Origin of the sequence: Hamadaea sp. NPDC051192, from assembly GCF_040682475.1 — a bacterium.
Classification (GTDB): Bacteria; Actinomycetota; Actinomycetes; order Mycobacteriales; family Micromonosporaceae; genus Hamadaea; species Hamadaea flava.
Window position 1 is genome coordinate 1 of sequence record NZ_JBFBAZ010000035.1, and the last position, 25,920, is coordinate 25,920.

At 70.5% G+C, this 25,920-nt stretch carries 25 protein-coding genes; 10 read left to right on the plus strand and 15 right to left on the minus strand.

What is annotated here, in order from left to right; all coding sequences use genetic code 11:
* Positions 1–195, plus strand: a 195-nt coding sequence (locus tag AB0M47_RS17205) for a hypothetical protein (RefSeq protein ID WP_363414140.1), incomplete at its 5' end; no start/stop codon positions are given.
* Positions 196–205: 10 nt separating this feature from the next.
* Here AB0M47_RS17205 and AB0M47_RS17210 read toward each other — a convergent pair.
* On the minus strand, positions 206–1,945 hold the full coding sequence (locus AB0M47_RS17210) for a GEVED domain-containing protein (RefSeq protein WP_363414143.1): 1,740 nt from the start codon (positions 1,943–1,945) through the stop codon (positions 206–208).
* 70 nt (positions 1,946–2,015) lie between these two features.
* The gene (locus AB0M47_RS17215; protein WP_363414146.1) at positions 2,016–3,059 is read right to left on the minus strand and encodes a UDP-N-acetylmuramate dehydrogenase; all 1,044 of its coding nucleotides are present in this window, start codon (positions 3,057–3,059) and stop codon (positions 2,016–2,018) included.
* Between the two features lie 48 nt (positions 3,060–3,107).
* On the opposite strand from AB0M47_RS17215, the gene AB0M47_RS17220 reads away from it, so the two are divergent.
* Together AB0M47_RS17220 and AB0M47_RS17225 are read left to right on the plus strand one after the other, a co-directional pair.
* Positions 3,108–3,899, plus strand: a complete 792-nt coding sequence (locus AB0M47_RS17220) for a maleylpyruvate isomerase family mycothiol-dependent enzyme (RefSeq protein ID WP_363414149.1) — start codon at positions 3,108–3,110, stop codon at positions 3,897–3,899.
* Between the two features lie 98 nt (positions 3,900–3,997).
* On the plus strand, positions 3,998–4,999 hold the full coding sequence (locus AB0M47_RS17225; RefSeq protein WP_363414152.1) for a LacI family DNA-binding transcriptional regulator: 1,002 nt from the start codon (positions 3,998–4,000) through the stop codon (positions 4,997–4,999).
* Positions 5,000–5,240: 241 nt separating this feature from the next.
* Here AB0M47_RS17225 and AB0M47_RS17230 read toward each other — a convergent pair whose 3' ends face one another.
* From AB0M47_RS17230 to AB0M47_RS17255, 6 genes are read right to left on the minus strand one after another with little or no spacing between them, the layout of a single operon-like run.
* Positions 5,241–6,671, minus strand: coding sequence for a proton-conducting transporter membrane subunit (locus tag AB0M47_RS17230; RefSeq protein WP_363414155.1), 1,431 nt, complete (start codon positions 6,669–6,671; stop codon positions 5,241–5,243).
* The gene (locus tag AB0M47_RS17235) at positions 6,668–8,149 is read right to left on the minus strand and encodes an NADH-quinone oxidoreductase subunit M (RefSeq protein ID WP_363414158.1); all 1,482 of its coding nucleotides are present in this window, start codon (positions 8,147–8,149) and stop codon (positions 6,668–6,670) included. Before AB0M47_RS17235 ends, AB0M47_RS17230 begins: the two co-directional genes overlap by 4 nt.
* The gene (locus AB0M47_RS17240) at positions 8,146–9,951 is read right to left on the minus strand and encodes an NADH-quinone oxidoreductase subunit L (RefSeq protein WP_363414161.1); all 1,806 of its coding nucleotides are present in this window, start codon (positions 9,949–9,951) and stop codon (positions 8,146–8,148) included. The genes AB0M47_RS17235 and AB0M47_RS17240 overlap by 4 nt, the downstream gene beginning before the upstream one ends.
* Positions 9,941–10,336: an NADH-quinone oxidoreductase subunit NuoK gene (gene nuoK / locus AB0M47_RS17245; RefSeq protein ID WP_363414163.1), complete on the minus strand. Its 396-nt coding sequence runs from the start codon at positions 10,334–10,336 to the stop codon at positions 9,941–9,943. Before nuoK ends, AB0M47_RS17240 begins: the two co-directional genes overlap by 11 nt.
* Positions 10,336–10,830, minus strand: coding sequence for an NADH-quinone oxidoreductase subunit J (locus tag AB0M47_RS17250; protein ID WP_363414166.1), 495 nt, complete (start codon positions 10,828–10,830; stop codon positions 10,336–10,338). Before AB0M47_RS17250 ends, nuoK begins: the two co-directional genes overlap by 1 nt.
* Positions 10,827–11,348, minus strand: a complete 522-nt coding sequence (locus AB0M47_RS17255; RefSeq protein ID WP_363414169.1) for an NADH-quinone oxidoreductase subunit I — start codon at positions 11,346–11,348, stop codon at positions 10,827–10,829. The genes AB0M47_RS17250 and AB0M47_RS17255 overlap by 4 nt, the downstream gene beginning before the upstream one ends.
* A gap of 153 nt (positions 11,349–11,501) precedes the next feature.
* Between AB0M47_RS17255 and AB0M47_RS17260 the strand changes: the two genes are divergently transcribed.
* Together AB0M47_RS17260 and AB0M47_RS17265 are read left to right on the plus strand one after the other, a co-directional pair.
* The gene (locus AB0M47_RS17260; protein ID WP_363414172.1) at positions 11,502–12,965 is read left to right on the plus strand and encodes a carboxypeptidase regulatory-like domain-containing protein; all 1,464 of its coding nucleotides are present in this window, start codon (positions 11,502–11,504) and stop codon (positions 12,963–12,965) included.
* Positions 12,850–13,983: a hypothetical protein gene (locus AB0M47_RS17265; RefSeq protein ID WP_363414175.1), complete on the plus strand. Its 1,134-nt coding sequence runs from the start codon at positions 12,850–12,852 to the stop codon at positions 13,981–13,983. The genes AB0M47_RS17260 and AB0M47_RS17265 overlap by 116 nt, the downstream gene beginning before the upstream one ends.
* Positions 13,984–14,037: 54 nt before the next feature.
* Here AB0M47_RS17265 and AB0M47_RS17270 read toward each other — a convergent pair whose 3' ends face one another.
* The 3 genes from AB0M47_RS17270 to AB0M47_RS17280 all read right to left on the minus strand — a co-directional run bounded on the left by AB0M47_RS17270 (position 14,038) and on the right by AB0M47_RS17280 (position 17,392).
* On the minus strand, positions 14,038–15,678 hold the full coding sequence (locus AB0M47_RS17270) for a carboxypeptidase-like regulatory domain-containing protein (protein WP_363414178.1): 1,641 nt from the start codon (positions 15,676–15,678) through the stop codon (positions 14,038–14,040).
* A 161-nt stretch (positions 15,679–15,839) separates the two neighbouring features.
* Positions 15,840–16,799: an NADH-quinone oxidoreductase subunit NuoH gene (gene nuoH / locus AB0M47_RS17275; RefSeq protein WP_363414181.1), complete on the minus strand. Its 960-nt coding sequence runs from the start codon at positions 16,797–16,799 to the stop codon at positions 15,840–15,842.
* Complete coding sequence (locus AB0M47_RS17280) at positions 16,799–17,392, minus strand: NADH-quinone oxidoreductase subunit C (protein WP_363414184.1); 594 nt, start codon at positions 17,390–17,392, stop codon at positions 16,799–16,801. Before AB0M47_RS17280 ends, nuoH begins: the two co-directional genes overlap by 1 nt.
* A gap of 110 nt (positions 17,393–17,502) precedes the next feature.
* Here AB0M47_RS17280 and AB0M47_RS17285 point away from each other — a divergent pair, with 110 nt between their 5' ends.
* Positions 17,503–18,000 (plus strand): SigE family RNA polymerase sigma factor, encoded by a 498-nt coding sequence (locus AB0M47_RS17285; RefSeq protein ID WP_363414186.1) that lies wholly within the window; start codon positions 17,503–17,505, stop codon positions 17,998–18,000.
* Positions 17,990–18,649: a hypothetical protein gene (locus tag AB0M47_RS17290; protein WP_363414189.1), complete on the plus strand. Its 660-nt coding sequence runs from the start codon at positions 17,990–17,992 to the stop codon at positions 18,647–18,649. The genes AB0M47_RS17285 and AB0M47_RS17290 overlap by 11 nt, the downstream gene beginning before the upstream one ends.
* 4 nt (positions 18,650–18,653) lie before the next feature.
* Here the strand turns inward: AB0M47_RS17290 and AB0M47_RS17295 are convergent, their stop codons facing one another.
* Positions 18,654–19,181 carry an NADH-quinone oxidoreductase subunit B gene (locus tag AB0M47_RS17295; protein WP_253759818.1) on the minus strand — a complete coding sequence of 176 codons (528 nt, stop codon included), beginning with the start codon at positions 19,179–19,181 and terminating at the stop codon, positions 18,654–18,656.
* A gap of 25 nt (positions 19,182–19,206) precedes the next feature.
* Positions 19,207–20,574, minus strand: coding sequence for an MFS transporter (locus AB0M47_RS17300; protein WP_363414317.1), 1,368 nt, complete (start codon positions 20,572–20,574; stop codon positions 19,207–19,209).
* Here AB0M47_RS17300 and AB0M47_RS17305 point away from each other — a divergent pair.
* Positions 20,573–22,009: a gamma-glutamyltransferase gene (locus tag AB0M47_RS17305; RefSeq protein WP_363414192.1), complete on the plus strand. Its 1,437-nt coding sequence runs from the start codon at positions 20,573–20,575 to the stop codon at positions 22,007–22,009. The two genes, AB0M47_RS17300 and AB0M47_RS17305, sit on opposite strands and share 2 nt — an antisense overlap.
* On the opposite strand, the gene AB0M47_RS17310 is transcribed toward AB0M47_RS17305, so the two are convergent.
* Both AB0M47_RS17310 and proB read right to left on the minus strand, forming a co-directional pair.
* On the minus strand, positions 22,006–23,244 hold the full coding sequence (locus AB0M47_RS17310) for a glutamate-5-semialdehyde dehydrogenase (protein ID WP_363414320.1): 1,239 nt from the start codon (positions 23,242–23,244) through the stop codon (positions 22,006–22,008). The two genes, AB0M47_RS17305 and AB0M47_RS17310, sit on opposite strands and share 4 nt — an antisense overlap.
* An 11-nt stretch (positions 23,245–23,255) precedes the next feature.
* Positions 23,256–24,395, minus strand: coding sequence for a glutamate 5-kinase (gene proB / locus AB0M47_RS17315; RefSeq protein ID WP_363414195.1), 1,140 nt, complete (start codon positions 24,393–24,395; stop codon positions 23,256–23,258).
* 61 nt (positions 24,396–24,456) lie between these two features.
* Here proB and AB0M47_RS17320 point away from each other — a divergent pair, with 61 nt between their 5' ends.
* Entirely contained in the window at positions 24,457–24,780 is a 324-nt protein-coding gene (locus AB0M47_RS17320) for an MGMT family protein (protein WP_363414198.1), read from the plus strand.
* A 41-nt stretch (positions 24,781–24,821) separates the two neighbouring features.
* Entirely contained in the window at positions 24,822–25,634 is an 813-nt protein-coding gene (locus AB0M47_RS17325) for a prenyltransferase/squalene oxidase repeat-containing protein (RefSeq protein WP_363414323.1), read from the plus strand.
* The last annotated feature ends 286 nt before the right edge of the window (positions 25,635–25,920 follow it).

Below are 25,920 nucleotides of genomic sequence, written 5' to 3' on the forward strand. Positions count from 1 at the left end.
GTCGACGGCGTCGCCGAACGCCTCGGGTCGTTCGGTGACGATGCCCGGAAAGCAGCTGGTCGTCAAGCTGTCGAATCTTGGCCCAAGATCCGACCTAGAACCCTGATCCAGCGCGAAAGCGTCCAGCGCGAAAGCGTCCAGCGCGAAAGCGTCCAGCGCGAAAGCGTCCAGCACGAAAGCGTCCGGCGCGAATGAAGCAGGCCGGCTAGGTCCGGCGGCGTACTTTTTTGGGGCCGATCATCAGGGCCACGATCAGGATGACCAGGCCGAGCAGCACCATGCCGACCCCGAGCAACAGGTAGGGCCGCAGCACGAACCCGGTCGCGGCGAGCGCCAGGTCCAGGTCGTGCTGGTCGACGTCACCGTCGTCGTCGAGGTCCTTCGGCCCGTCGCTGTTCGCCGGCCAAGTGTCCGGGTCGATCTCGACCTTCGGCTTCGACACCGCGGTCACCGCGCGCGCGGCGGTGGTGCGTACCAGGGTGACTTCGTGGTCCTCGACTTCGCCGCCGTCGACCCAGCCGCCCGGCGTCGGCCCGGCCTCGGTGCGACCGGCGCTGGTACGCCCGGCGGCCTCGGTCCGGCCTGCCTCGTAGATACGCAGCCGCAGGAACGACTTCGCCGACGCGCTCGGCAGCGAGAACGCCTTCCAGGTGAGCGTCGCGCTCGTCGCCGAGGCGCTGAGCGGGACCATGGCCCGTTCGGCGTCGTCGAACTTGCCGTTCCGATTGCTGTCCAGCCAGCCGGCGAGCACGGCCGCGAGCCCGGTCGTGTTCGTGATCTTCACCGTCAGCTTCGGCTTGGTCGAGGTGAACTTCGTCCCGGCCGGTACGCCGTCCTCGTCGTTCATGCCGGGGACGTTGTCGTCGTCGACCTTGGCGTCCGCGTCGCTGAACCCGTCCAGGTCGGCGTCGATGTTCGCCCCGATCCGCAGCTTCTTGCCGTGGTGCAGGTACGACGACAGCACGTGCGCCGGACCGCCGGAGTCGTCGAGCGTGCCGTACGAGTCGGGCGCGTCGCCGAAGTCCGTCGCGAGCAGGCAGTCCGCGCCGTCGTTGACGCGCAGCGCCGCGCCCTTCCCGTACGCCGTGGTCAGCGCCGGCGTGAGCCCGGTACGCAGCATGAAGGTCTGGCTCTGGCCGGTCGGCGTACCGCCGGAGATCACGTTGTTGGCGCCGACGTAGAAGTTGCCGCTGCCGTCCTCCATGAAGGCCGCGCCGTAGTTGGCGCTGTCGGGCAGGTCGGCGGTCACGGTCGCCGCGTCGGTCACCTGACCCGTCGCCGGGTCGATCTTGACCAGCTTGCGGAAGTCGCTGTCCAGCTCGACGGCGTACAGGAGGCTGTCCTGGTCGTAGACGTCCCAGTCGCCGACGTTGAGATAGCTCCGCCCCGGCGACGTACGCGACAGCGCCACATCCGTCTTCACCTGGCCGAACGTCGAGCTGGCCGGGTCGATGTCGATCGTCATCAGGTGGTTCGCCGGCGTACGCGTATGCGCGATGTAGGTGTTCCCGTCGACCGTGCCGGCCAGCGCCTCGAACTCCGTCAGCGGAGTGCCGGACGAGTCCTCCGGTACGCCCACCTCGACGAGGTCGCCCTGCGAGCCGAACCGGACGAGGGTGTCGGGCTCGTTGTCGACCGAGTGCACGCCCCACACCAGGTTCTGCGTCTTGGAGTAGCCGATCGCGTTCACCACGAAATCGAACTGCTTGATCGGGACCAGTGACGCCGTACCGATGTCGTAGCGGTTGAAGGTCGACCGTCCGCTGCCCTCCGGCAACGTCACCATGTACGCGTAGTTCGGGCAGGTCGCCCACGCGTCCGTCGCGGCCGGCGGAACGGGCAGCGCCCGCGGTCCGGCGACTGGTGCGGCGTGCGCCGCCGCGGAGGATCCGGCCGCCAGAAGAGCGGATGATCCGCCCGCCATAAGAAGAGCGGCGACGGGCACACCCCATCGCCGCGTTTTTAGCAAAACGCCCATATTGGACGTAACGACCACCCTGACCTGCTGTAACGACCTACAGCTCGCAGTTGATCAGCACCGGTTCCGGGCGCAGGGTCACGCCGAATCGCGCGTGCACGCCGTCGCGTACCTCGCGCGCCAGCTCCAGCAGATCCTCGGTCCGGCCGCCTCGGTTGGTCAGCGCCAGCGTGTGCTTGCCCGAGATCGCCGCGCCGCCGCGCGCGTACCCCTTGCGGAATCCGGCGTTCTCGATCAGCCAGGCCGCGCTCACCTTCACCTTGCCGTCGGCCTCCGGCCACGTCGAAGGCGCATTTCCGTCCGCCTTCGCCATGAACATCTGGTACGCCGAAGCCGAGAGCACCGGATTCATGAAGAAGGAGCCCACCGAGCGGGTATCGGGATCCTCCGGATCCAGCACCATGCCCTTGCCCCGGCGAAGGGCGAGCACCGCCTCGCGAACCTGCCCCAGATTCACGTGGTCGCCGGGTTCCACGCCGAGGCGTCGCGCCAGTTCCGCGTACCGGATGGGCGTGGAGAGCGGCGATCGGACCAGGCGCATGGCCACGGACAGGACCACCCACCGGTCGTTGTGTTTGAACCGGCTGCCGCGGTACGCGAACTCGCACTCGGCCGCGGACAGTTCCACGACCTCGTCGGCGAGCCGGTCGAGGACCGTCACCGCGGTGATCACCTCGGACACGTCCTGGCCGTAGGCGCCGACGTTCTGGATCGGCGTGGCGCCCGTCGACCCCGGTACGCCGGACAGGCACTCGACTCCGGCCAGCCCTTCGGCGACCGTGTACGCGACGAAGCCGTCCCAGTCCTGACCGGCCTGAACCACCAGGTCAACGGTGCCGCCGTCGTCGGCGGTCACCGTCCAGCCGGCCGACCGCACGAGCACGACGACACCGGGGAAGCCGTCGTCGCCGACGACGACATTGCTCCCGCCCGCCAGGATCAACGCGGGGCGGTCGGCGGCGGACCGTACACTTTGCACGATCTCATCGACGCTGTTCGCGACGATCATCCGCTGGGCGGGACCGCCCAGGCCAAGGGTGGTCCAGCGAGCGAGCGACACATCAGGGCTGACCTCAGGCACGCACTCACCCTAAGCTGTGCTCGGGACGACGGTACGCGGGAGGACCGGATGAGCAGGACGCACGGCAGCAAGGAGTTCTGGCTGGCCGCTCTGCGGCCCGAGATCTCGGCCTTCCGATCGGCGGCGGCCGAGGCGCTCGAGGCCGACCCGGACATCGAGGTTCCCTCATGCCCGGGGTGGACCATCCTCGATCTGGTTCAGCACCTCGCCTATGTCTATGAACGGCACCTGTCGCACCTCAGTCGCGGGCTGAGCACCGACCCGCAGCTGCCCCCGATCAACGACGGCACCCCCGCCGACCAGCGTCCCCCGGCCGCCGAGGCCATCGGGGTCTTCGACGAACGGGCCGCGCGGCTGCTCGCCACGCTGGACGCGCTCGACCCCGACATGCCCGCCTGGAACTGGGCGCCGCAGGCGAAGAAGGTCGCGTTCTGGGATCGCCGCCTCGCGTTGGAGACCGCGGTGCACCGCTGGGACGCCCAGATGGCGATCGCCCGTGCCGAACCGATCGAGGACAAGCTGGCCGCCGACGGCGTCAGCGAGGTGCTCGACACCTGGCTCCCGGCGGGCGGGACGCGCCGCAAGGGGCCGGTCGACAAGATCGGGGTGGTGCACCTGCTCGCCGCCGACACCGACGAGGAGTGGTTCCTGCGGCTGCGCGGCCCGGGGGTCGCCCTGCTGGACACCGACACCATCCTCGACAGCGAGGAGCCCGACCCGCGCGTCTCCGCGTCCGGGACCGCCTCCGACCTGCTCCTGGCGATGTACGGCCGCGTCGGCTTCGACGTGCTGGAGCTGGCCGGGGACGAGTCCCTCCTCGATGCGCTCCGAGTCGGCTGACCCCACCCCCACCCCGTTGATCATGGAGTTAACTGTGGTCTCGACGGTGTGTCGGGGGTGAAAAGTCCATGATCAACGCGGCGATGCGGGGTGAGAAGATGACCGGCCGACCAACGTTGGAGCAGGTGGCCGAGCGTGCAGGGGTGTCCCGGGCGACCGTCTCCCGCGTCGTCAACGGCTCCCCCACCGTCACCCCGGCGATCCGCGAGACGGTCCAGCGGGCCATCGCCGAACTCGGCTACGTGCCGAACCAGGCCGCCCGCAGCCTGGTCACGCAGCGTACGGACTCGATCGCGCTGATCCTCCCGGAAAGCGAGTTCCGAGTCTTCTCCGAGGACCAGGCCATCCCCGGCTTCATCCGGGGCGTGTCGCAGGAACTCGAAGCGGCCGACAAACAGCTCGTCCTCATGGTCGGCGGCTCGCCGTCGGCCCACGACCGCATCGAGCGGTACGCGCTGGCCCGCCACGTCGACGGGGTCATCATCGCCTCGATGCACGGAGCGGATCCGCTGCCCAACTCGCTGCACCGGATGGGCATCCCCGTGGTCTGCGGCGGCCGCCCGCTCGGGCGCAGCACCGTGCCGTATGTCGAGGTCGACAGCGTCGGCGGGGCCCGGCTGGCCGTACGCCACCTGCTGGAGCGCGGCCGGACCCGGATCGCGACCGTCGCCGGCCCGCAGGACATGGTCGCGGGCATCGACCGGCTCGCCGGCTACCGGCGCGAACTCCAGGACTCCGATCGGCGCTCGATCGTCGCCGTCGGCGACTTCACCCGCGAATCCGGTGCGGTCGCGATGCGCCAGCTGCTCGCGGACGACCCCCATCTCGACGCGGTCTTCGTGGCGTCGGACCTGATGGCGTTCGGCGCGTTGACGGCGCTCCGCGAGGCCGGTCGGCGAGTGCCGGACGATGTGGCCCTGGTCGGCTTCGACGACGTCGAACAAGCCCGGTACGCCGAACCTCCACTCACGACGGTGCGGCAGCCGATCATCGGCCAGGGCCGGGAGATGGCCCGGCAGCTGCTCCGGCTCGTCGCCGGGGAGGACATCCCCGCGTCGGTGGTGCTGCCGACTGAACTCGTCGTCCGCTCCTCCGCCTGACCCACTCCGCTCTCCGTTAGGCGCTGGCCTGCTCTCCGTCAGGCGCTGGCCTGCTCTCCGTCAGGCGCTGGCCTGCTCTCCGTCAGGCGCTGGATCAGGGTTCTAGGTCGAATCTTGGTCCAAGATTCGACCTAGAACCCTGATCCGCCGCGAACGTGCGGCCGCCGCGAACGGGGGCCGCCGCGAACGGGGGCCGCCGCGAACGGGGGGCCGCCGCTATCGCGGGGGCAGCGGCGAACGGTCAGGTGGTGAGGTCGAGGACGAACTGCGGCATGAAGCCGACCACGACCGCGGCCAGCGTCACGACGGCGAGCACGATCGCGACAGCGATCGAGGCGCGCGGCGCGGGCGTACCCTCCCCGTCGCGGTAGAGCGGCAGAACCGCACGCAGGTAGACGGCGAGCCCGACGACGGCGGCGATCGCGGCGGCGGCCACCACGAACCACGCCTTGGCGTCGACCAGCGCCCGGATCACGAAGACCTTCGCGAACAGGCCGGCGAGCGCGGGCGGCAGCCCGGCGAGCCCCACCACCGCGAACGCGTACACCGCCGAACGCACCGGCGCGGTCCGGCCCAGTCCGGCGTACTCGTCGAGGGTGCCGCCGTCGGCTCCGGCCGGACGCAACGAGATCACTCCGGCGAACGCGCCCAGTTCGACGGTCACATAGATCACGGCGTACGCCAAGGTGGCGGTGACCAGCGGGCCGGCCTCGACGACGTGCAGAGCGGCCAACGGGGCGAGCATGAAGCCGGCCTGCGCCACCGACGACCACGCGAGCAGGCGCACCATCCGCTGCTGGCGCAGGGCGACGAGCGTACCCACGAGCAGCGTGGCGACGGCGATGATGCCGAGCACCGGGCCGGTGACCCGGGTCCACGCCGGTCCGACTAGGACGGCGGCGTAGACGATGGCGACCAGGCCGCCGAGTTTCGAAGCGGTCGACAGGTACGCCGCGATCGGCAGCGGACCACCGTCGTAGGTGGTCGGCGCCCAGGCGTGCGCGGGGACCGCGGCGACCTTGAAGGCCAGCCCGACCAGCAGCAGGACCAGGCCCGCCCCGGCCAGCGGCCGCCCGGGTCCGGTCACGTCCAGCGCGGTGGACAGCGCCCGGAAGTGCACCTGACCGGTGGCGGCGTACATGAGCGCCGCGCCGAGCAGGGTCACCGCGGTCGCGGCGACGCTGGTCAGCAGGAACGTGACCGCCGCCTGCGCGGACTCGGCGGACTTGCGGCGCAACCCGACCAGCGCGTAGAGCGGCAGGGTCAGCGTTTCGAGCGCCACGATGAGCGTGATCAGATCCTGGGCCCCGCCCAGCGCCACACCGCCCGTCATGGAGGCGGCCAGCAGGAAGGCGTACTCGCCGGTGGGCAGGTCGCCACGCATGAGCGTGGGTGCGGAGAGCAGCAGGACCAGCGCGGCGATCGCCGCCACCGCGACCGCGAGGAGGGCGGCCGTGTCGCCGAAGACCCACGAGCAGCCACTGTCCACACAGAACGAAGTGCGGTCGTGACCCGAGCCGACGATCGCCGAGCCGACCGCGGTGGCGAGCGCGCCGAGCACGCCCGCGCCGAGCGTGACCGCGACCCGGCCGACCAGCAGGTCCGCGACGAGGACGAGGACCGCGGTGCCGGCCGCGAGGTAGAGCGGCAATAGTCCGATGTGGTCGATCATCGCGCCACCGCCTCGACCAGACCCGGCATCGACTCCAGCACGTACCCGTTGACCAGCGCGGGCACCAGGCCGATGAGCAGCGCGAGCAGCACCAGCGGCGCCCAGGCCAGGCCCTCGGCCATGGTCACCGCGGGAATCCCGGTCACCGCGGGCGCCGCCGGGCCGTGGGTCACCCGCCTCAACAATCTCAACAGGTACGCCGCTGTCAGCGCTCCGCCGACGGCGGCGATGACGGCCAGCCAGAGCCAGCCGCCACCCTGTTGAACGGCGGCGACGACGGCGAACGCCTCGCCCCAGAAGCCGGCCAGGCCGGGCAGTCCGAGGCTGGCGAGGGCGGCGAAGCCGAGGATCCCGGCGAGGGCGGGTGAGGTCTCCCGCAACCCGCCGAGATCGTGCAGGTCACCGGTGTGCGTGCGGTCCTTGATCGCGCCCGCGAGGAAGAACAGCAGGCCGGTGATGATGCCGTGGGCGATGTTGCCGAGCAGCGCCGCCTGAACCCCGGTGGACTGGGCCAGCCCGCCGCTCGCCGCCCCGGCGGCGATGCCAAGCAGGACGAAGCCCATGTGCCCGACGCTGGAGTACGCGATCAGCCGCTTGAGTTCGCGCTGGGCCAGACACACCAGCGAGCCGATGATGACGGCGGCGACGGCCAGCACGCCGAGCACGCCGGCGACCGCCTTCGCGCCCTCCGGCAGGACGCCCAGCCCGACCCGGATCAGCCCGTACGTGCCCATCTTCAGCAGCACGCCGGCGAGGATCACGCTGCCGACCGTCGGCGCCTCGGTGTGCGCGTCGGGCAGCCAGGTGTGCAGCGGCCACAACGGCGCCTTCACCGCGAACGCGATCGCGAGCACCACGAACAGGCCGATCTGCGTATTGCGGGAGAGGGTGGGGTCGGCGGTCAGGGCGGCGATGTCGAAGGTGCCCGCCGAGGTTCCGATGCCCAGGACGCCCACCAGGAGCAGCACCGAGCCGAACAGCGTGTACAGCGCGAACTTCCGGGCGGCGCGGCGGCGGTCCGGCCCGCCCCAGCCGGCGATCACGGCGTACATCGGGAGCAGCACGACCTCGAACGAGATGAAGAACAGCACCAGGTCGAGCGAGGTGAAGACGCCGATCAAGCCGACTTCGATGGCGAGCAGCAACGCGGCGAGCTTGCCGCCGGACGGCCGGTCCGCCGGAGCCCGCCACACCGTGTACGCGCAGCAGAGCAGCGTCAACAGGGTCGTCAGCACGATCAGCGGGTAGGAGATCCCGTCGACGCCGAGGGCGAAGCGGATCCCCAAGCCTTTCACCCAGTCGTAGCCGACCTGATGCCAGAGCCCGTCGCCCCGATCGGCGGCCAACGGCAGGGACGCGACGAAGGTGAGCGCCGCGGCGGCCGTGGCCACGATCCGCCCGGCCCGATCCGGCAGCAGCCCGGCGGCGATCGCACCGGCCAGCGGCACGGCGAGCAGCAGAATCAGCAGCGCGCTCATCTCAGCAGTCCATTCAGGGCGAAGACCACGACGGAGGCCGCGGCGATCATCAGCACGCCGGCCAGCGCCCGGGGGATGCCCGACCGATGCCAGCGGCTGAGCGAGCCGCCGAGGGCGAGCGTGCCCACCCCGACGCCGGTCACCACGCCGTCCACGCCGGACTCGTCGGCCGTACGCGTGAGCCGGGCCAGCCCGCGTACCGGGGCGACGACCAGCGCGTTCTGGACGGCGTCGAGACCGAAGGCCGACGCCACGAAGCCGCGCGCCCCGCCGAGCACGCTCGCCGGATCCCCGGTACGCCGCCAGCCCCACCAGGCGGCGACGATCCCGGCGACCACCAGCACGATCGGCAGCAGCGCCAGCGCGTCCAGTTCGGTCAGCTCCTGATCGACGGCGTACGCCCCCAGCCCCAGTCCGGCCGACGGAACCGCCAGGACCAGCACCGGAGCCTGCATCACCCAGCTCGGCACGTGCACGTGGTCGTTGTAGCCCGGTCCGAAGAACACGCGCAGCCACAGGCGGGTCGCGTACCAGGCGGTGACGAAGGTGCCGAGCAGACCCGCGAGGTAGACGGCCAGCGCCGTCCCGCCCGCTCCGTGCTCGGCGGCGGCGAGGATCGCCTCCTTGCTCCAGAACCCGGCCATCGGCGGGATGCCCGCGAGCGCGGCGAGCCCGATCGTCATCGACCAGAAGGTCACCGGCAGCACCTTGCGCAGGCCGCCCATCCGGGACATCAGGTTCGTCCCGACGGCGTGGATCACGCAGCCCGCCGCTAGGAACAGCAGCGACTTGAAGGCGGCGTGGGTGAGCAGGTGGAAGATCGCCGCATCGGGCGCTCCGACGGCGAGCGCGCCGGTCATGTAACCGAGCTGGCTGACCGTCGACCACGCCAGTACGCGTTTGATGTCGTCCTGCGCGGTCGCGGCGAACGCACCCAGCAACAGCGTGATGGCGGCCATCACGCCGAGGACGGTCAACGCGCCGGGAGCCTGTTCGAAGACCGGGTAGAGCCGCGCCACGAAGTAGACCCCGGCGGCGACCATCGTGGCGGCGTGGATCAACGCCGAGATCGGCGTCGGACCGGCCATCGCGTCGGGCAACCAGGTGTGCAGCGGGAACTGCGCGCTCTTGCCCGCCACCCCGGCGAGCAACAGGATCGCGGCGGCGGTGAGCGTACCGGGGCTCATCTGGGGCAGCGCCGGGATGACCTCGGCGATCCGGAAGCTGTGCGCGTTCACCCCGAGCAGGGCGATGCCCAGCAGGAAGCCGACGTCGCCGAACCGGGTCACGAGGAACGCCTTCATCGCCGCGGCCGGCGCCTCGGGCAGGCTCCGATCGTGCGCGATCAGCAGGTACGAGCAGGCGCCCATCACTTCCCAGCCGACGAGCACCAGGATCAGGTCGCCGCCGACGACCACCGCCAGCATCGCCGCGGTGAAGATACTGATCTGCGCCGCGTACGGGCCATAGCGGTCGTCACCAGCTAGATAGCCGATGGAGTAGACCTGCACCGCCAGGGCCACGATCGCGACGGCGAGCGCGACCAACAGGGCTCGCAGGTCGATGGCGACGCCGAGGGTGACCCGGAAGCTCCCCAAGGTCACCCAGTCCCGGGTGGTCTCGAACCCGGCGCGCGCGGTGCTGTTCGCCAGCAGCGCGATCACGATCAACAGCGACACGGCCGCGCCGGTGACGCCGAGCGCCGCCCCGATCCTCCGGCTGCCCCGCGGAGTCAGCAGGCCGGCCAGGCCGAGCGCGGCGGGAACGGCGGGCAGCAGCGGGCCGAGGGTGTCAGGCGACATCCGTCACCCCCGTCTTCTCAGCGGAAACAGCGGTGTCGGCCGTCGCACCGGCCGCACCGGCACCATCGGCGTCGTCGTCGCCCGCCACCGCCAGCGGGATCTCGTCGACGTTGATCGTCGCCTTCAGCCGGAACAGCTGCAGCACGACGGCCAGGCCCACGCCGATCTCGGCGGCGGCGAGGACGATCACGAACAAGGTGAAGATCTGGCCGGTCGGCGCCGCCTTGGGCAGCGTGGCGTCGGCGGTGACGAAGATCAGGTTCACCGCGTTCAGCATCAGCTCGACCGACATGAGCAGCAGAATCGCGTTCCGCCGCCGCAGCACGCCGAGGACGCCGAGGCCGAAGAGTGCGCTGGCGACGGCGTACGGGATGAAGGGGTGCATTATTTGGCCCCCCGGCTCACCACGACGGCCCCGATCAGGGCACCCAGCAGCAGAACGGAGACGACCTCGAAGGGCAGTGCCCAGGTGGTGAAGATCGGCCCGCCGACCGTCTCGGCGTTGCCGTGCTGGGCGGGCAGCTCATACCGCGTCCACCCGTACGCCACCGCGAACAGCGTGCCGAGGCTCAGCCCGACGCCGACACCGATGACGCTCGCCGGGCCGATCCGGCGGTCCAAGTCCTGGCTCGGCCCGATCGGGGCCCGCGTCAGCATCACCGCGAACAGCAGCAGCACGACGACGGCGCCGAGGTAGATCAGCACCTGCGTCCAGGCCACCAACTCGGCCCCGAGCAGCAGGAACTCCACCGCCAGAGCACCCAGGCAGACCACCAGCCAGAGCCCCGCGCGTACCACCTGGTTGGTGGCGACCACCGCCCAACCGGCGCCGACCGCGAGTAGACCGACCCCCGCGAGCAGCAGGTCGAGACCCGTCATGACGAAGCCTGTTGCTTCTTCGTGGCGGCCTGTTCCTCCTTGGCCGGCTCGCCCATCGGATCGTGCGCCGGCGGCGGCGGAACCGTGGGCATCCACGCGCCCAGGTGCTCCTTCTCGTGGAGGAGATCGCGGATGTCGTACTCGGCGTACTCGAACTCGGGCGTCCAGTAGAGCGCGTCGAACGGGCACGCCTCGATGCAGATCCCGCAGTACATGCAGAGCGAGAAGTCGATCGCGAACCGGTCCAGCATGTTGCGCTGCCGGGGCCGGGCCGCGCCCGGCACCAGGACTTCTTCCTTGTGCGAGTCGATGTAGATGCACCAGTCGGGACACTCGCGCGAGCAGAGCATGCACACGGTGCAGTTCTCCTCCAGCAGCGCGATCACCCCCCGGGACCGCGGCGGAAGATCCGGCGCGACATCCGGATACTGCTGGGTGTGCGACCGGCGGGTCATCGTCTTGAGCGTGACCGCCAGCCCCTTCGCCAGGCCCGCTCCCGGGAAACCGCCCTCACTCATGCGCACATCATTCCCTGTACAGCCGACACGCGCGAGCACCGGGTCATACCAGAGGTGGAACTCGGCCGATCCACCGATTGATCATCAGATCGGACGAGCGGTAGCTTCCTAGGGCTTTTCAGCAATCGCTTAGCTCACGGGGAGGTACGGCGAATGCGCCGGACTGCTGCGATCGCAACATTCACTTTGCTGGCCGGGCTCCTGACCGGGCCATCCGTGGCCGCCGCGGCGGCCCCTGCCAAGCCGGTCACGACCGCGAAGACCACGAACGCCGCCGCGACCGCGACGCAGACGGCCACGACGCAGTCCAGCGGTGTCCTCCAGGGAACCGTCAGGGACGCGACGACCGGGCAGCCGCTGCCCGGCGCGTGCGTCGACGTCGTGACAGCCGAGTGGCTGTTCTTCGAACACGAATGTGCCGATCAGGCCGGGCACTACCGCATCGAGAATTACCAGGCGGGAAGTTTCCACCTGCAGGCCAGCGCGGCAGGGTACGCCCCCGTCTGGTGGACGAAGAGCGCGACCTGGCTCGATTCGCCGATCATCAGCTTCGATTCCGGCACCAAGATTGCCGACTTCGTGCTCACGCCGGTTGCCTCGACGGGAACGGTCAGCGGCCGGATCACCCGCCAAGACGGTTCGGCTGCGGGCCTGGCGACCGTTCGCCTCTCCGGCTCGACCGGCACCACTGCCTCGGTGACGACGCGGCTCGACGGGGGCTACGCGGTCGCGGGCCTTCCCACCGGCGAATACTCGGTCAGCATCGGCGGCTCTGGTTACCCCGAGCAGTGGGTGCCCGGTACGCGGACTCCGGCCGACGCCGTGCGGGTGAAGGTCGACGCCGGTGTCGTCACGACAGTCGACGAGCAGTTCCTGACGTTGTCACCGGCACCGGCCCTGACGCTCGGAACGCTTGCCGGCACGGTGCGGGATCGATCGGGATCACCGATCGCCGGCGCCACGGTCACCGGCCGCGTCAGGGGCGGCGTCATCGCCGAGACCGCGACTGACGCCGAGGGCAAGTACGAGATCCGCGACGTGCCCGTCTCGATGCCGATCTACCTGCGCGCCTCCGCAGCCGACCGCGCCACGGCGTGGTTTCCCGGGGCGAGCCCGGTGCCGACGGCCGCAGTCTCGGCCGGAACGAGCACTGTCATCACCGACGTGATCCTCCGTTCCGGTTCAGGGGCGATCCAGGGGAACCGTCCAGGACTACGACGGATCGGTCCCGGAGTTCGTCAGCCGGGTGACCATCTCCAGCCTGGACTTCTCCTGGTCGTACAGCCGGACGCTCTGGTTCGACGGGCATTACGAGATCCCGAGCCTTCCCGCAGGTCGCTACCGCTTGATGGTGACTCCCGTCGGTCGTCTGGTGCAGTGGGTGCCCCAGTCGCTGACCGAGGGTCAAGGTGCAGTCATCACCATCACGGACGGCGTCACGACCAGGGTCGACGAAACTCTGATCACGCCCGGATTCATCAAGGTCGCACTGCTGGACGACGTGACAGGCCAGCCAGTGACCGGAGCCTGCGTATACAGCAGCTCTGGGGCGTGCACCACGGAGACCGCCGACGGCGTTTACACCTTCGGCCCGTTCATCGCGGTCACGACCCTTGAACTCTGGGCGAGCCACTATCCGAACCATTTCCCGGTCACGATCGGGAGTGCCGGCGTCTCGTTCGGCCAGATCCAGTCGCTGACGGTCCGGATGACCCCCGGTGCGGTGGTCGAGGTGCCCCTCACCGCTCCGAGCGGAGTGGCCCTGCCTGACCAGATCTGCGTGGCAGCTGTCCGAAACGGATCGCTGTCGCGGCTCGCGTACGAGTCCCAGTGCGCCAAGCCGGTCGACGGCCGTCTGCTGGCCGGTCCCTTCAATGCCGGTCCGGCGCAGTTCTTCCTCAGGGAGCCGAGCTTCGGATACCTCGGCTCGCAATGGGCGACGGCGACTGGCGGAAGCGGTGACGACCGCGAGGCGCCCGCGTACGCCTTGTCGGTGGGCACCGTGACGACGATCCCGACCCAGCATCTTGGCCAGGCCGGCACGATCTGGGGCCAGGTGACAGGCGCGGACGGCATGACGCTCAAGCAGTTCTGCGCTGTTGCGTCACTCTTGGTGACGACCTGCTCCGAGGGCGCAGGTAGTTACATCCTCTCGGGCCTCGGGCCGTACAAGTGGCGAGTCCGCGTGGACAGCCGCGGAACCCGGGATGTCCTCGGATGGTCCGGCGGAGCGGAGAACAGTCGCGACGCAACGCTCGTCCAGGTGGTCGGCGGGCGAGGCGTTAGGGCGGACATCGACCTGCCCACGCTCAAGACGGTTGTCGTCTCCGTCGCCGGAGCCCCGCAGCAGACGCTCCAGGTGGACGCCTTCGACGCCACGACCGGCGACTGGGAATCGGGCGACGGCGGGGGCTACGCCTTGGACACCGGCCTGACGCTCAACGGGCCCGTCCTCATCCGGGTCCAGTCGCCGGTGCTCGCTCAACCTTGCTGGTACGACCCGCGGCGGTTCACCACTCAGCCGTACTACACGGGCAAAGCCCAGCTCAACTGGTTGACCCTCACACCCGGGGTCAACTGCACGGCCGACCGGCCGCCGTTGATCTCAGACCGTCCCGCACTGCCTCGCCGGTGATGCGATAGAGGCCCGCTCAGCTGCTGAGCGGGCCTCTACGCGGACAAGATGTGCCTAGCGGCGTGGCATTTGAACGAACGGCGACGCCGCGCAGTTGACGCGAGTGTCGAGGTTGAGCGTCGTGACCGCGCCTGCCGTCACCGCTACTGCGGCGGCCGTGACCTTCCGGCCCGCCCCGACGGCCGGGCCGTACCAGCAGCCCTTTCCTTCCGCGCCGAAGTAGAGGTAGACCTTCTGGGTGTTCAGTAGTCGGACGAGATACGTACCAGTCTCGTAGTTGTCCGGAGCCTGAACCGAATACACCACGTCGCCGGTCGCGGCGTCGTACGCGAAGACCCAGGCGCCACTCCAGCTACCGGTGGGGCCTCGCAGCGTACCCGTGAGCTTTCCCTCGTCGGCGATCGTGGCGTTCATCGTCGCGGTGCCGTTCGCGGAGACTTGGACGAGCGTCGCCGCGTACCGGTTGGCGACGTTGCCCGACCACGTGGTGCCGGAGCCGTAGGCCGAGAACTTGACCGGCCATTTGTACGGCCCGAGATCGTTGATCGTGTACTGGCCTTGGCCGTTGGTGCACCGCCCGGCCGGCAGGCCGAGGATGCCGGCGAAGAACGACCACGGGTAGCTGCAAACCCCGGCGACCGGACTGCCCGCCGCGTTCTTGACGACTCCGGTGATCGACCCGGGAGGGTCCATGAGGACGTTCGGAAGCGACACGATGGTCTTCGCCGGGATCGTGACCATGGTGGCCAGGCGCTGATCGCCCGTACCGCCGGTGGGCGTCACCCACTGGTCGCCGTACAGCTTGACCGGCGGGTTGTACGGGTTGCGCGACTGCCAGGCGTAGAGCTGGAACTTCGCCGAGCCGTCGAACGGACCGATCTGGATCGAGCCGTCGGGGTTCGAGCAGTACGTGCCGACCCGGCTCTGCACTCCGTCGGTGACCACCGTGATGGTGTAAAGGCAGATGCTGCTGAGCGGGGTGTTCGTCGCCCGGTCCACGACCTTGACCAGCACAGCGGCGCCACGCCGGAGGGCCGCGGTGACCTTGGTCGTCCGGCCCCGGTCCACATGGACGTACGGCTCGCCCTCCTGGGCGAAGTGCGTGCCCCCGCCGTCGAGGTGGTATTTCCAGTCGCCGGGGATGAGGTCCGGCACGACGACCTTGCCGTTGGCGCCGCAGATGTTGACGCTCGCGTTCGTCGGAACGTCGATATAGACGCATGGCTTCGGAACCGGGGCGCCGGTCTCGTCGTCCAGGACGGTGAACTCGACCGTTCCGAGCGGCAGCCACTGCTCGTCCACGACGACCTCGACGCCGGCGACCACCGTGACGACGTTGCCCGCGTCGAACGTCTCCTGCTGATGCACCCACTGGTACCCACGCGTGTTGTCCGAGATGGAGACCTTGTAGTCGCCCGGCGGGACGTTCTCCACCCGGTACGCGCCGAGGGTGCCGGAGTCCCATGTGTACGCCGTGGTCGACCAGGACCGGTCGACCTTCGTGACGGTGATCGTCGCGTCGATCGGCGCACCCTTGTCGTCGGTGATCTGGCCCTTGATCACGCCGGGGTCCGCTGCGGCCACGATCCCCGTCCGACCGGGGCCAGCTGTGGCCGGAGCGGCGAGCAGCGATGCCGTCACGGCCGCCACCCCCACCAAAGCACTGAACCTGAGCCGGTTTCGTGTGCGTGTCATGCGCGCACGATAGCGGTGCCGCACCACGGCCGGGGGGCAGCGATTCGTCGATCAAGAACCAGCCCGATCCGGCGATCGACCCCTGATCATGGCCGCAATAGCGTTCTACGCGCTTCTGCTGACGCGGACACCGCTGCCGCGACGGGCGGCCGGCTGAGGGATCACCCCAGTACGCGTACCACCGCGGTCAGCACGAGCTGCGCCAACGCCACCGGGACCAGGACCAGCCAGCACAACCGCTGCAGCTGGTCCTCCCGGAGGCGGGGGTAGGAGACCCGGATCCAGATCACGACGAACGCCACGGCGAAGGTCTTGATCAGCATCCAGAGCCAGCCGAGGCTGTCCGGGCCGGGACCGTGCCAGCCGCCGAGGAACAGCACCGAGGTCAACGCCGAGATGACCACGATGCCGACGTACTCCGCGAGCAGGAAGAACGCGAAGCGGAGTCCGGTGTACTCGGTCATGTAGCCGAAGACCAGCTCGGAGTCGGCGACCGGCATGTCGAACGGCGGACGCCGGATCTCCGCCAGGCCGGCGATGAAGAAGATGATCGCCGCGGGCAGCTGCCAGGCGAGCCACCACGGCCGCCAGGCTTCCACGATGCCGCTGAGCGACAGGGTCCCGGCCGCCATGGCGACACTGGCCGCCGACAGCACCAGCGGCAACTCGTACGCCATCAGCTGTGCCGCCGCCCGCAAAGCGCCCAGCAGCGAATACTTGTTCGCCGAGGCCCAGCCGGACATGAGCACGGCGACCACGCCGATGCCGAGGACCGCGAGGACGAAGAACAGGCCGATGTCGAGGGACTGCCCGACCAGGTCGCCGGGTCCGAGCGGGATCACCAGCAGGGCCAGCATGTACGGGAGCAACGCGATGATCGGCGCGAACTTGAACACCGGCCGGTCGGCCGCCCGGGGCGTGACGTCCTCCTTCTGCGCGAACTTCACACCGTCGGCGACGAGCTGCGCCCAGCCGTGGAAGGCGCCGGCGTACATCGGGCCGAGCCGGCCCTGCATGTGCGCCATCACCTTGTGCTCGGTCTGCCCGACGATCAGGGGCAGGACGAGGAAGGCGACCATGACGCCACCCACCCGCAGGGCCAACTCCAGCCAGACCGGCATCAGGCGTCTCCTCTTCCGGCGGCCGGTCCCCATTCGCCGGGAGCCGGTACGCCGGGCGGCCGGACCGCCTGCCGGCGTGGCGCGTCGCCGTGGCCCTCGCCGGGCTCCTTCGCTCCGGGCCACGGCTTGGCGACCCGGCTCGCCAGGACGAAGTCCTTGCGCAGCGGGTGGCCTTCGAACTCCGGGGTGAGCAGCAGGCGCGGCAGGTCGCCGGGGAAGCCGATGCCGAACATCTCGTTGGTCTCGCGTTCGTGCCACGAAGCACCCGGGTAGACCTCGACGATCGAGGCGAGGCTGGCGTCTTCCCGGGGCAGCCGCGTACGCAGCAGCAGCCCGAATCGCTCGCGGATGGACCAGAGATGCGCCACCACGGTGAAGCCCTCGTCCAGTTCGTCAACGGCCGACAGCCAGTCGAAGAAGTCCAGGCCGAGCCCGTCCCGGGCGGTACGCGCGGCCGCGACCCACTGGGCGGACGGCACGTCGGCCACGGCTCGGGCGTGTGCGCCGCCGCCGGAGACGCCGACCTCGGCCGCGTCCAGCCCGGCGGAGGCCAGCCGGCCGGTCAGCCGGGCGCCGACCTCTTCGGGAGTCATGCGCCGATCCTAAACCGCTGCTGGGAATCGGGAGCTACGCGGATGCGGCCCGTTTGTACACTCAGGTTCCTCTCGGCGGCTCGGCCGCCGGTGTCCCCTCGGGAGGCGACGTGCCGGAGCCCCGCGACTTCGCGGAGTTCTACGCGAGCACGTTCTCCTCGCTGACCACGCAGGTCTACCTGCATACCGGGGATCTGGCCGAGGCGCAGGACGTCGCGCAGGAGGCGTTCTGCCGGGCCCTGATCCGCTGGCGTGAGGTCGGCGGATACGACGATCCGATGGCCTGGGTGCGCCGGGTGGCCTGGAACCTGGCGACCAGCCGGTGGCGGCGGATGCGGCGCGGGATGGAGCTGATGCACCAGCACCGGGTCGAGGGGGAGACGCCGGGTCCCACGCCGGACCGGGTCGCGCTGCATCGCGCCCTGCGGTTGCTGCCCGACCGCCATCGCCAGGCCGTGATCCTGTTCTACCTGGAGGATCTGACGATCGCCGAGATCGCTTCGCTGACCGGCGCGGCCGAGGGGACGGTCAAGTCCTGGCTGCACCGGGCCCGCGCCACCCTCGCCGAACACCTCCTGCCCGAACGGGCGGTGGATCATGTCGGATGACCAGTTCCGCGCGCTGCTGAGGCACGCGGAGGCCGAGCTCCGCGCGCACGTCACGGTCCCGCCGCTCGCTCACGTGCATCAACGGGTACGCCGAAGGAGACTCGCCCGCTCCGCGGCTGCCGGGGCGGCCGTCGCCCTGACCGTCACAGGCCTGTTCCTCGCCCCGCACGTACGCGGCCCCGAGCGGGTGCCGCTGGCGGTGACGCCGCCGCCCACCCCGTCGGCCGACCCGCCCGAGCCGCCCAGCATCGCCGGCGGCGGTCGCGATGACGATCGCCGGCCGATCAGCTCCCCGGCGCGGGCCCTGCCCCGGTTGCAGGTCCAGCCGCTGGCGGTGACCGCGCTGCTCACCGAGGCCGAGGTCGCCGCCCACATCGTGGTGCGGACCAGCGGGTTCGGGTCGGTGCGCGTGACGGTCCAGTTCGCCTATCCGACCGGGAAGTTCGCGTACGCGACCGAGGAGGAGACCTTCGTGGTCACCGGGACGGGGCGGAACGAGTTCGTCGAGGTCATCGGGCTGAGCCTCGACCAGGCGTGTGCCACCGCGGCCACCCAGACCGGCGACTTCGTGCGAGTGACGGCTCGTTACGAGGCGACCGGACGCCCCGACGAGAACCTCACCGGCTACGCCTCCATCCAATGCCCCTGACGGGTCACTGGGCGGGTGGCGGCACGACGGGGGCGGTGAGCGCGAGCGGATCGGGCCGGTCGACGCCGCCGATGCCCGGGTCCTCGGCCGCGATCTTCTCCTGCAGGCGCAGGATGCCGTGCAGCAGCGCCTCGGGGCGGGGCGGGCAGCCGGGCACGTAGACGTCGACCGGAATGATCTGGTCCACACCCTTGGTCACCGAGTAGCTGTCCCAGTAGGGGCCGCCGCAGTTGCTGCACGCGCCGAACGAGATGACGTACTTCGGCTCGGGCATCTGGTCGTAGAGCCGCTTGATCGCCGGGGCCATCTTGTCGGTGACCGTCCCGCTGACCACCATCAGGTCGGCCTGCCGGGGGCCGTGCGCGAACGGGATCACGCCCATCCGCATGAAGTCGTGCCGGCCCATGCTGGACGCGATGAACTCGATGGCGCAGCAGGCCAAGCCGAAGTTGAACACCCACAGCGAATAGCGGCGACCCCAGTTCAGCACGAACTTGATGGGGTGGCCGAGGACCGCGGGCAGCTGCGCCATGAGTCCAGCCTAATCCGTACGGCCCTCACGTGGCCGCCGGGACGACCTCCGTGGTGAATCCGCGCAGGAAGAGCAGCGCCACCCCGACGATGACGGCTGGGACGAGGGTGAAGCCGAGCAGCACGCCCAGCTCGGCGTGCGAGGTCTGGACGGCGGAGACGCCGGTGGTGCTGGAGACGTAGCCGAAGAGCTGGAGGACCTGTCCGAAGATCCCGGGGCCGAGGGCCAGCCCCAGCGTCTCCCCGGCGGTCCACACCCCAGTGAACACGCCTGCCTGCCGCTTGCCGGTCCGGGCCGTGTCGTACGCGATGCAGTCGGGCAGCAACGCCAAGCCGAACAGCTGCTGACCGGCGTACCCGAAACCGATTACCGCGATCATCGCGTACACGAGGAAATGCGGGACGAGCGGCGCGGTGACCAGGGCGAGCGTGGCCGCGGTCAGGGTGGCGGAGGCCAGGATGTAGCCGCGGACCTTGCCCAGCCGCTCGCCGATCCGGCGCCACAACGGTGTCACGACCAGCGCCGGGGAGACCACGGTGAGGAAGAGCAACGGTGTCGCGCCGTGATCGTGCAGGACGTGGTCGGCGAAGTACTGGACGCCGGCGAGCATGGCGGCGACCCCGGTGGCCTGGACGACGAAACACGCCACCAGTACGCGGAACGGCCGGTTGGCCGCGACCACCTTGAGCTGGGCGCGCAGCGAGGGTTCGGAGGCCTGGACGGCGCCGATCGGGGCGGTGGCGGTGCCGTAGAAGGCGCAGAGCGTGCCGATGACCATGAGCGCCGCCACGAACAGGCCCATCAGCCGGTGGCCGACGATGCCGCCGCCGGTGGTGTCCACGATCCATGGCGCGACCGCGCCGGAGACGAGGATGGCGGTGGCGAGGAGCCCGACCCGCCAGGTCATCATCCGCGTACGCTCGGCGGCGCTGTCGGTCATCTCCGCCGGCATCGAGACGTAGGGCACCTGGAAGAACGCGAACGCCGTCGCGGTGAGCAGGAAGGCGACCGCCACATAACTCACGGCGAGGACGGGGCTGCCGCCCGGTGGGACGGGCCCGAACGGCGCGGCGAAGAGGGCGACGAAGAGCACCGCGAGGGTCAGCCCGGCCCCGAGGAGGTACGGCCGCCGTGCGCCCCAGCGCGTATGCGTGCGATCGGAGACCCGGCCGACGAGCGGGTTGGCGACGACGTCCCAGGCCTTGGGAGCGAGGACCAAAAGCCCCGCGAGACCAGCGGAAACGCCTAGAGTATCGGTCAAATAGGGCAGCAGGAGCAGCCCGGGAACAGTGCCGAACGCTCCCGTCACCAACGAACCGAGCGAGTACCCGATGCGGACGCGCGGGGACAGAAGTTCGCTGTCGGCGGGAGCGACAGCCACACTGTTCTGCATGGGCACCGCCTCCATGGGCACAGAGCGTACGGGAGTGAGAATCAGTCGCGTACCGGCTGGGGTCGCCGCGGGACATCCCGCGACGGTCGACGCCGGCCTGCGCGTCCTCGCCGAGGGCGGAAACGCCGTCGACGCCGCGATCGCCGCGACCTTCGCCTCCTGCGCCGCCGAGACCATCCTGTGCGGACTTGGCGGTGGCGGGTTCGCCACCGTCTTCTCGGCCAACTCCGGCAGCGTCGCCGTCGTCGACTTCTTCTGCGCCATGCCGGGACTGTCCGGCCAGACGCCGGGACCGATGGTACCGATCGAGATCGACTTCGGCGGGGTCCCGATTCCCTACTCCATCGGCGGCGCTTCCGTCGCCGTGCCGGGCGTCGCGGCCGGGTGTGCCGAACTGCACCGGCGCTTCGGTCATCTGCCCTGGCTGGAGATCGTGCAACCGGCGTACGACATCGCGCACACGGGTGTTCCGATCCCACCGCCGCAGGCGGAGGCGCTGCGGTCGATCGCCCCCGCGATGATCCTCGACCAAGGCGGTCCGGCGTACGCCCCGGCCGGCCGGCTGCTCGAAGGCGGCGACACGTTGCAGCACCGCGGGCTCGACGACGCGTTCGCGCTGCTCGCCTCGGGCTACGACGAGTTCGCCGACTACACCTCGGGCCTCATGGTCGAGGTGGTCCAGGCCGGCGGCGGCAGCCTGAGCCGCAAGGACGTCGAGGCGTACCAGCCGATCTCCCGGCCGGTCCGGTCCGCGACGCTGGGCGGCCGCCACGTGTGCGGGCGGCTGGACCTCAACCGGACGCTCCCCACGATCGCCGCCCTGCCGCGGCTGGACCCGCTCGACGGCCCGGACCGGGCCGTCGCGCTCGCTCACGCGCTTCAGGAGAACGCGCACCGGCCGGAAGGGCTGGGCGAGACCACCAACATCTCGGTGGTCGACGGCAAGGGCAACGCCTGCGTCGTCACGCACACCCTCGGGCTCGGCTCCGGCGTCTGGCTGCCCGGCCTCGGCATCCACCTCAACTCGATGCTGGGCGAGGGCGAACTGCTCGCCGGGCACATCCACCCCGGCGACCGGGTGCACTCGATGATGAGCCCGCTAGTGGTGCTGACCCCCGAGGGCGACCTCGACCTCGCCGTCGGCTCGGCGGGCGCGTCCCGGATCCGGTCGGCGCTGCTCAGCACCCTGATCGCGTACCTGGTCGAGGGGCGCTCGGTGCCCGACTCGGTGGCCGCGCCCCGGCTGCACGTCGCCGGGCAGATCGCCCATCTCGAACCAAGCTATCCGGCCGACGGCGCCGACGCGCTGGCCGACGCCGGGTTCGTCGTCCAGCAGTGGGAGCAGACCAACCACTACTTCGGCGGGGTCAGCGCGGTGGGGCGTACCGGAGCGGCCGGGGATCCTCGCCGGGGCGGGCACGCCCACGTCCTCTAGCGGACGTGGCCGGCCCCCGTCACGACGTACTTGGTGGAGGTCAGCTCGGGCAGCCCCATCGGCCCCCGGGCGTGCAGCTTCTGGGTGGAGATCCCGATCTCGGCGCCGAAGCCGAACTCGCCGCCGTCGACGAACCGGGTCGAGGCGTTGACCAGCACCGCCGCCGCGTCGACTCGGGCGGTGAACTCGTTCGCCGCGCTCAAAGAGCCGGTCACGATCGCCTCGCTGTGCCCGGTGCCGTACCGCGTGATGTGGTCGATCGCCGCGTCCAGCGAGTCCACGACGTCCACCGAGATCTCCAGCGCGAGGTACTCGGTCGCGAAGTCCTCGTCGGTCGCGGGGACGACCTCCCCGAAGCGGGCCACCGGCGCGGTGCCGTGCACGACCACACCGGCGGCACGCAGCGCGTCGAGCGCCCGGGGCAGGAAGGTGTCGGCCACCGCCGAGTGGACCAGCAGCGACTCCGCCGCGTTGCAGACCGACGGCCGCGACGTCTTGGCGTTGATCAGGATCGACAGCGCCATGTCCAGGTCGGCGGTCTCGTCGACGTAGATGTGGCAGTTGCCCACGCCGGTCTCGATCACCGGCACCGTCGAATCCTCGACCACACTGCGGATCAGGCCCGCTCCCCCACGCGGAATCAGCACGTCGACCAGGCCACGGGCCCGCATCAGGTCCCGTACGGTCTCGCGGGAGGACGGATCGACCAACTGCACCGCGTCGGCGGGCAGGCCGGTCTTCGCGATCGCCTCGCGGAGGACGTCGACGATGGCGGCGTTCGAGTTCGCCGCGCTCGACGAGCCCCGCAGCAGCACCGCGTTGCCCGACTTCAGGGTCAGCCCGGCCGCGTCGGCGGTCACGTTCGGCCGCGCCTCATAGATGATGCCGACCACGCCGAACGGCACGCGTACCTGCCGCAGTTGCAGTCCGTTGGGCAGCGTCGAGCCGCGCACCACCTCGCCGACCGGGTCGGCCAGCGCGGCCATCTGCCGCAGGCCGTCGGCGATCGCCGCCAGCCGCCCGGAGGTCAGCGCCAGCCGGTCGACGATCGACTCGCTGGTGCCCGCCTCCCGCGCCGTGGCGACATCCACGCCGTTCGCCCGCAGAATCTCGTCGGTACGCGTGACGAGCGCGTCCGCCATGGCGATCAGAGCGTCGTCCTTGACGGCGCGGGTGGCGGTGGCCAGCGCCCGGGCGGCGATCCGGGCGCGCTGCGCCAGTTCGGTGACCGACATCTTCATCCCTCTCAGAGCAGCACCAGGTCGTCGCGGTGCACGACTTCACGCTCGTACGCCGGGCCGAGCGACGCGGCGAGTTCGACCGTCGACCGGCCGAGCAGGCCGGGCAGTTCCAGGGCGTCGTAGTTGACCAGCCCACGGGCCACCGGCTTGCCGGCCTCGTCGACGAGATCCACCGGATCGCCGGCGGAGAAGGCCCCGTCCACCCCCGTGATCCCGGCCGGCAACAGGGACTTCCGCCGATCGACGACGGCCGCGACCGCGCCCGGATCCAGGAAGAGCCGCCCACGCGCCTCGGTGGCATGGGCCAACCAGAACAGGCGCGCCGATGCGCGTACCACTTGGGCCGTGAAAAGAGTGCCCACCTCGGCGCCGGAGAGGGCCGCGGGGGCCTGGGGCGCGGAGGTCAGGACGACGTGGATGCCGGCGCCGTTGGCGATGCGCGCGGCCTGGACCTTCGTTACCATCCCGCCGGTGCCGAGGCCCGCCTTGCCGGTGCTGCCGATGGCCACGCCGTCGAGGTCGTCCTCGCCGCGGACCAGGTCGATCCGGGTCGAGCCCGGCAGCGCGGGGTCACCGGTGTACAGGCCGTCCACGTCGGAGAGCAGGATCAGCAGGTCGGCCTCGACGAGCGCGGCGACCAGGGCGGCGAGCCGGTCGTTGTCGCCGAACCGGATCTCGCTCGTGGCCACCGTGTCGTTCTCGTTGACGATCGGGACCACGCCCAGGTCGAGCAGGCGCTGGAGAGTACGCCGAGCGTTGCGGTAGTGCGAGCGGCGCGTGACGTCGTCGACGGTGAGCAGAACCTGCCCGACCGTACGCCCATGGGCGGCGAACGCGGCGGTGTACGCGTGCATGAGCAGCCCCTGGCCGACGCTGGCCGCGGCCTGTTGCGTGGCCAGGTCCCGCGGTCGGCGCGGCAGGCTGAGCGGGGCGAGGCCGGCCGCGATCGCGCCCGACGAGACCAGGATGATCTGCTTGCCCGCTGCCCCGGCTTGGGAGTCGGGCATGGATGCACTGCCGGCCGCGGTGAGCGCCTCGACCAGCGCACCCAGCCGGGCCGCGTCGAGGCCGCCGGACGCGGTGGTCAGCGAGGAGGACCCCACCTTGACCACGATGCGCCGCGCGTTCGTGACTGTCTGCCGCACCGGACCATTCTGACCTGCGTGAATCCGCAGATGTCGGGTGGATCCCATAGTGTGGCGCGATGTGAGCCCTGAGGAGTATCGCGAGCAGGTCCTGCAGCTCGTCGAGCGGATCCCGGCCGGCCGGGTGATGAGCTACGGCGCGATCGCCGAATACCTCGCCGACGTCTCCGGCCGCTGCTCGTCCCGTCAGGTCGGCACGATCATGGCCCGCTACGGCGGCGGGGTCCCGTGGCATCGTGTCGTCAATTCGTCAGGACGGCTCCCGCCGGGGCACGAACAGCGGGCCGCACAGCTCCTGGCGGCGGAAGGCGTGCAGCTTAGGGCCGGTCGGGTGATCATGCAGACCACCTCCTGGTACCCCGAAGATCACACGTCCGGCCGTTGAGGGTGCGCTCGGTGAACGTCTAGCCTTTCTCCGTGATCGACATGGACGCGGCCATCGGCTTCGTGGTGGCCAAGGGCGACCAGGTCGACCGTGCCCGCCTTTCGTACCTGAGGACCGGGGCCGCGCCGTCCGAAGAGATCCGCGACAAGGCCGAGGCGGGCCAGAGCCGCGACGGCGGCTGGCCGGCGTACTGGGCCGACGGGGTCGCCTCCGTCGACGCCACCTGCTTCCGGCTGGCCGAACTCGACGACCTCGGCGCGCTCGGCCGGCAGCCGGCCCGCCGCGCCCTCGACTGGCTGACCACCCGCCAGCACGCCGACGGCAGCTGGGAGGAAGACGCCAGCCTCGCCGACATCGCCCCGCCGTGGGCGGTCCCCGGCGATCCCGAGGCTCGGCTCTACATCACGGCCAACGCCGCCTTCTGGCTCACGGTCGCCGGGCAGGACGCCCGCTCCGCCGGCCCCCTCGACGACCGGCCCGGTGGGGCGTACGCGGGCGTCGTGGTGAAGGCGGCCGAAGCGCTGCGGACCGAAGTGCAACCCGACGGGACGATGCCGACCTTCCTGGTCGCGACCTGGCTGTCCGCCGCCGTCCTCTACCGGCACGACATGTTCTACGAGTCCGTACGCCTCCAGCAGCGCTTGATCGAACGGCTGCCCGAGCTGACCGCTGCCGACGCCGCCTGGCTCGCGGCCGCCAACCGGCGGGTCGGCGTACGCGACGACGACCCGCTGATCATCAACGCGATGCTCCGCCTCCGCCAACTCCAACGCAGCGACGGCGGCTTCACCAGCGACGACGGCGACGCCTTCGACGTCCACACCACCCTCGTCGCCATTAGGGCATGCCGTTAGCACGCCGTCATTCGGCCCCTGGCGGCGTTGCTCGCCACCTCGTTGCCCCCAGGCAACGTCGGCGTCGTGCGCCTTGCCAGGAACCAAATGACAGCGCGACCAGCCTCAGAGCAAAAGCAAACCCACAAGCAGCAGCCGGCTCCCCCAACGCCGTTCAACTATGCGAACGCCGTCCAGCCCCAGTCGCCGCAACCACCCACGGCCAGGCACCAAAAAGAGCCGGAAATGAGTAACCCGCGGAGGGATCAAGCCTGACCGCCCGGAGCGGGTTACTCATTTCCGGCTA

Excerpts from the sequence above, each read along its gene's own strand:
- AB0M47_RS17220 (WP_363414149.1), top strand. The coding sequence starts at position 3,108 with ATGAGCAGGACGCACGGCAGCAAGGAGTTCTGGCTGGCCGCTCTGCGG.
- AB0M47_RS17225 (WP_363414152.1), top strand. The coding sequence starts at position 3,998 with ATGACCGGCCGACCAACGTTGGAGCAGGTGGCCGAGCGTGCAGGGGTG.
- AB0M47_RS17230 (WP_363414155.1), bottom strand. The coding sequence starts at position 6,671 with ATGATCGACCACATCGGACTATTGCCGCTCTACCTCGCGGCCGGCACC.
- AB0M47_RS17235 (WP_363414158.1), bottom strand. The coding sequence starts at position 8,149 with ATGAGCGCGCTGCTGATTCTGCTGCTCGCCGTGCCGCTGGCCGGTGCG.
- AB0M47_RS17240 (WP_363414161.1), bottom strand. The coding sequence starts at position 9,951 with ATGTCGCCTGACACCCTCGGCCCGCTGCTGCCCGCCGTTCCCGCCGCG.
- nuoK (WP_363414163.1), bottom strand. The coding sequence starts at position 10,336 with ATGCACCCCTTCATCCCGTACGCCGTCGCCAGCGCACTCTTCGGCCTC.
- AB0M47_RS17250 (WP_363414166.1), bottom strand. The coding sequence starts at position 10,830 with ATGACGGGTCTCGACCTGCTGCTCGCGGGGGTCGGTCTACTCGCGGTC.
- AB0M47_RS17255 (WP_363414169.1), bottom strand. The coding sequence starts at position 11,348 with ATGAGTGAGGGCGGTTTCCCGGGAGCGGGCCTGGCGAAGGGGCTGGCG.
- AB0M47_RS17260 (WP_363414172.1), top strand. The coding sequence starts at position 11,502 with ATGCGCCGGACTGCTGCGATCGCAACATTCACTTTGCTGGCCGGGCTC.
- AB0M47_RS17270 (WP_363414178.1), bottom strand. The coding sequence starts at position 15,678 with ATGACACGCACACGAAACCGGCTCAGGTTCAGTGCTTTGGTGGGGGTG.
- nuoH (WP_363414181.1), bottom strand. The coding sequence starts at position 16,799 with ATGCCGGTCTGGCTGGAGTTGGCCCTGCGGGTGGGTGGCGTCATGGTC.
- AB0M47_RS17280 (WP_363414184.1), bottom strand. The coding sequence starts at position 17,392 with ATGACTCCCGAAGAGGTCGGCGCCCGGCTGACCGGCCGGCTGGCCTCC.
- AB0M47_RS17290 (WP_363414189.1), top strand. The coding sequence starts at position 17,990 with ATGTCGGATGACCAGTTCCGCGCGCTGCTGAGGCACGCGGAGGCCGAG.
- AB0M47_RS17295 (WP_253759818.1), bottom strand. The coding sequence starts at position 19,181 with ATGGCGCAGCTGCCCGCGGTCCTCGGCCACCCCATCAAGTTCGTGCTG.
- AB0M47_RS17305 (WP_363414192.1), top strand. The coding sequence starts at position 20,573 with ATGGGCACCGCCTCCATGGGCACAGAGCGTACGGGAGTGAGAATCAGT.
- AB0M47_RS17300 (WP_363414317.1), bottom strand. The coding sequence starts at position 20,574 with ATGCAGAACAGTGTGGCTGTCGCTCCCGCCGACAGCGAACTTCTGTCC.
- AB0M47_RS17310 (WP_363414320.1), bottom strand. The coding sequence starts at position 23,244 with ATGTCGGTCACCGAACTGGCGCAGCGCGCCCGGATCGCCGCCCGGGCG.
- AB0M47_RS17325 (WP_363414323.1), top strand. The coding sequence starts at position 24,822 with ATGGACGCGGCCATCGGCTTCGTGGTGGCCAAGGGCGACCAGGTCGAC.